Below are 3,455 nucleotides of genomic sequence, written 5' to 3' on the forward strand. Positions count from 1 at the left end.
GTTTAACGATGCCCGGCAAATTGATCGACAGACCCTGCGTGACTATGCCGGACATCTGCGTCACCACGTTGAACAAGGTGAGCTCGCCATCACCACTGCGCAAAATCGATTATCCAGCGTTAACCGGACTATGGCTGCGCTTCGCGGTGATCAGTATGTGAAAGTGCCGCCGAGCAAGGCGCTGGGAATGCGGCGCACCAGTGTTCGCTGCTCGGTACCGCAAGGCCAAGACCCCGAACACGTGAAGCAGAACGTCGACGCGCTCTGCGAATACAAAATGCTGCGCGCGGCAGCCATCGCTCAGTTAGCGAGAGCCACCGGCATGCGCTTACGCGAGGCCATTTTGGCGGACCTACCGCGTTTAGAACGTGAGGTCGAACACTACGGCAAGATCAACATCCAGAATGGCACCAAATGTGGCCGCGCAGGTGCGTCGGCACCTCGCTGGATCACGGTGAACGATCAAATCCGCGGTGCACTGGCATTCGCCCATCATGTCTCGCCCGACGGTAGCCACAACCTGCTTGCACCGAACGAAAGCTAGCGTGGATAAAAGGGGCTAAATTCCCGGACCAAGAGAGTCGCATTTGCGAACTGAAGGAGATAAAAGGAAATAATCCAATTGGGTCAATAAAATCACTTGTCGATCAATATGCGGTAGCGTTCATGAATGTTGGAGTTTCGCAAAATCGCTCAATATATTGGGGTGTTCGTGACGAAGACTTATCTATTATTAGTGTGTCTTTGTCAGAGCGAGAATGTGATGAGCTTCGGCGAGTCGTCACAGAGAAGCTCCATAAAATTGCGCCAGCGATAGCACCGACTGCTTATCAAATAGAATTGCATCCCGTAAGTGACGGTATGAAAATTATTGACGGCCTATATCTTGTCGAGGTGAGAGCCCCAGCAGTTCGCCGTAACCTGCTATTCGCAACCGGGAGTCAAGAAGTTTACGTTAAAACTGACGCAGGAAAACGACGATTGTCCGCAGTAGAAATTCAATGTGAGCTACTGAGACGAGTGGGTGTCGAGCCATCTTTCTAAAATTTCTCTAAATACTATAGTATTGGACTTGGTGTCAGCGCAGCGCAATTTAATTTAGCGACACGAATTCAAAAAAATCTTACAAGTCGACAATGCAAGGACACTTTTTAAATTCCGGTTTCGATTCCACTGACCGCCATGACGAGCCGATTTATTTATAGTTACTATTAGGAGTACACCAAATTTGTCCATCGAATTCCAGACCCGCAGAAAACCTAGCCCCGCCTACTACTACCGTTCGTCTGGTGCCGCACCATACAAAACGAAGCCCTCGCAGAAATGCGAGGGCTTTGTTGTTTCTGGGGTGTTCACTTTCCTCCACACCCTGAAAAACCTGTGGGAGCGAGCTTACTCGCGATGAGCCCATCAAACCCACCGACAATCTTCCAGTCAGGACAATCGGCAGCCTTTTCCTGGACCAGCTCAACCAAACAACATCTTTTGCCAGTGATCCTCACCCACAATGGCAATCGAAGCACCCGCCTCTCGCAGCTCCACTGCCTTCATGATCTTCGTTCCATAGGCGCTGTGGCGCCACTGCTCATTACCCACGCTGCCGACCACCAGGTAATGCACCTTCTTACTCACCCCACCACCAATCAAACCGCCACGCTCCTCGACCAATGCCTGGCAATCTTTGCGTGGCCCAAAGGCCATGACGCCTGTAAATACAAACATTCGGCCATCCCACACCAAGTCAGGGGCTGGGAAATTGAAGGGAAGGTCAGTTGGAGTAATGGCAACAGCTTCGCCGACCTTCGATCTCTCAATGCCCAGGCCAGAAAAGCTACGCAGGATGTGAAGCAGCTCAAGAGACTCGTCCGGGTCCAGAGCATCGTCCTGAAGCATGGACGCCAGACGCGAATACAACAGATTGATCACCGGGTCATTTAGATGGGCGAGGTTGTTTTCCAACCATTGCTTTAGGAAAACCGCTTCGTTGGTGTTCACGACACCGTCCGCCGTAATCCCCGCGGCCAGTCCCACCAAGGCATCGGCGGCGCGTCGATCGATACGGGCGTGGTGGAAGAATTTGCTGTTTTCGAACTCGTTGTGTAGGTCCATTACGGGGTTCCTTAGGATGGGTATCGGTTCAACACTGAAGCATTACCGGTTGGGGAAATGTTGTGTTCAAACCTAGCACTCCTGCGCACGGCCCCCCATTTTTTGGTCGAGGAAATAAATCCGTCCCCTTTTCCCTTTTTCTCCCCCACCTTCGAGGCAAGACAAATGACAAGCTGACATTGACGTCGCCAAGCAATTCGTGGCACTTTGGCATCACCAACTTGAACCCAATAAATGGACTGTTCTACTCCGACTCTTCCATGCCGAATGGTCGACAGTAGAGCTTAGAGGGATGCTTATGCCATGGCTGCAAACGGTGCTGGACGTTGAAATTAACGATCAAATTTCTTCTGACGACCGAACCACTCCAACAACATTTTTAGGTTGGCCAAGACAGACTGTTTTTACCGACGTCATAGAGGGTGGACAAGCGGATTTTGACGCACCAATCGGACACCTCAGTGGCGCTGATAGGGCGTTACTCTATGCAAAGTACAATCAGGTTAGACACTTAGACGAATTGAAACACGCTTTCCGTCAGCTATTTCAACCAGGGCAGAGCTATGGCGACCCTCTGATGATCGATCTCGGCTGTGGCCCTTTCACAGCCGGGCTATCTCTAGCGGCAACGCTAGGCAAAAACGACGTATTTGATTACTACGGCGTAGACCACTACCAATCGATGAGAGATCTTGGCCTGCGATTAGCTAACGCCACTCGGGCTCATGGCGGGTTGCACGATCGTACGAAGTACCAATTTTTGCAAGACTTGAATCAGGTAAATTTCGGCCCGATCCGCGGAAGCCTTACTCTGTTCGTCGCATCTTATTTGCTAGCGAGCCCAAATCTCAACATTGAAAACTTGGTACGAGACATGGTTAACGCCCATACCAGGGCAAGTTTGGGACCTGCTGCCGTGCTATACACTAATAGTGCCCGCGCAGAGGCCAGAGCTAAATTCCCAGATTTTAAAAAGCTTCTCATCGAAGCAGGGTTTAATTTAGTGGTTGACCATATCGACAGGTTCACAGAAACAATCAAAACGCCCACGGATGTCCACTACGCTCTTTTCTTTAAGCCTGCGAATTTTAGTATTCGACGAGACAAAACCCTATGAAACTTCCATTGCTAGATGACCTTATTCATGAGCAATTGGATATCTACGATGCTGATCCCGAGACCCCATTGTTTGTCTTGGGACCACCAGGGTCTGGTAAAACTTGGCGGTCTCAAGGAGCAAGTGCAACACCTGAGGTAAGGTGTTGCGATGAAAAAGACCTACAGCCACTTGAATACCGAAGAGCGAGTGACACTGATGCTCATGCGCCGGCAAGGTGACAGCCTGA

Annotated in this window: 4 protein-coding genes and 1 pseudogene; 3 read left to right on the forward strand and 2 right to left on the reverse strand. The window is 50.6% G+C overall.

Translation table 11 applies throughout. The features are described from left to right. Both GIW04_RS29040 and GIW04_RS31645 read left to right on the forward strand, forming a co-directional pair. A pseudogene (locus tag GIW04_RS29040) lies at positions 1 to 538 on the forward strand (integrase domain-containing protein); the annotation flags it as partial. Positions 539 to 585: 47 nt separating this feature from the next. Continuing rightward, the gene (locus GIW04_RS31645; RefSeq protein ID WP_413469051.1) at positions 586 to 1,044 is read left to right on the forward strand and encodes an RNA-binding domain-containing protein; all 459 of its coding nucleotides are present in this window, start codon (positions 586 to 588) and stop codon (positions 1,042 to 1,044) included. Positions 1,045 to 1,467: 423 nt separating this feature from the next. On the opposite strand, the gene GIW04_RS29045 is transcribed toward GIW04_RS31645, so the two are convergent. Beyond that, entirely contained in the window at positions 1,468 to 2,109 is a 642-nt protein-coding gene (locus GIW04_RS29045) for a BRCT domain-containing protein (protein ID WP_120247842.1), read from the reverse strand. Between the two features lie 298 nt (positions 2,110 to 2,407). Between GIW04_RS29045 and GIW04_RS29050 the strand changes: the two genes are divergently transcribed. Further along, positions 2,408 to 3,226, forward strand: a complete 819-nt coding sequence (locus tag GIW04_RS29050; protein ID WP_147412236.1) for a hypothetical protein — start codon at positions 2,408 to 2,410, stop codon at positions 3,224 to 3,226. Positions 3,227 to 3,247: 21 nt separating this feature from the next. On the opposite strand, the gene GIW04_RS29055 is transcribed toward GIW04_RS29050, so the two are convergent. Beyond that, a partial coding sequence (locus tag GIW04_RS29055) for a hypothetical protein (RefSeq protein ID WP_236386736.1) occupies positions 3,248 to 3,455 on the reverse strand: 208 nt, incomplete at its 5' end.

The organism is Pseudomonas sp. PA-4-8C, assembly GCF_021606625.1.
In the GTDB taxonomy this organism is placed as follows: domain Bacteria; phylum Pseudomonadota; class Gammaproteobacteria; order Pseudomonadales; family Pseudomonadaceae; genus Aquipseudomonas; species Aquipseudomonas lactis.

What these genes read in the sequence shown, in the direction of transcription:
- GIW04_RS29045 (WP_120247842.1), bottom strand. Translation starts at nt 2,109, where the DNA reads ATGGACCTACACAACGAGTTCGAAAACAGCAAATTCTTCCACCACGCC.
- GIW04_RS29050 (WP_147412236.1), top strand. Translation starts at nt 2,408, where the DNA reads ATGCCATGGCTGCAAACGGTGCTGGACGTTGAAATTAACGATCAAATT.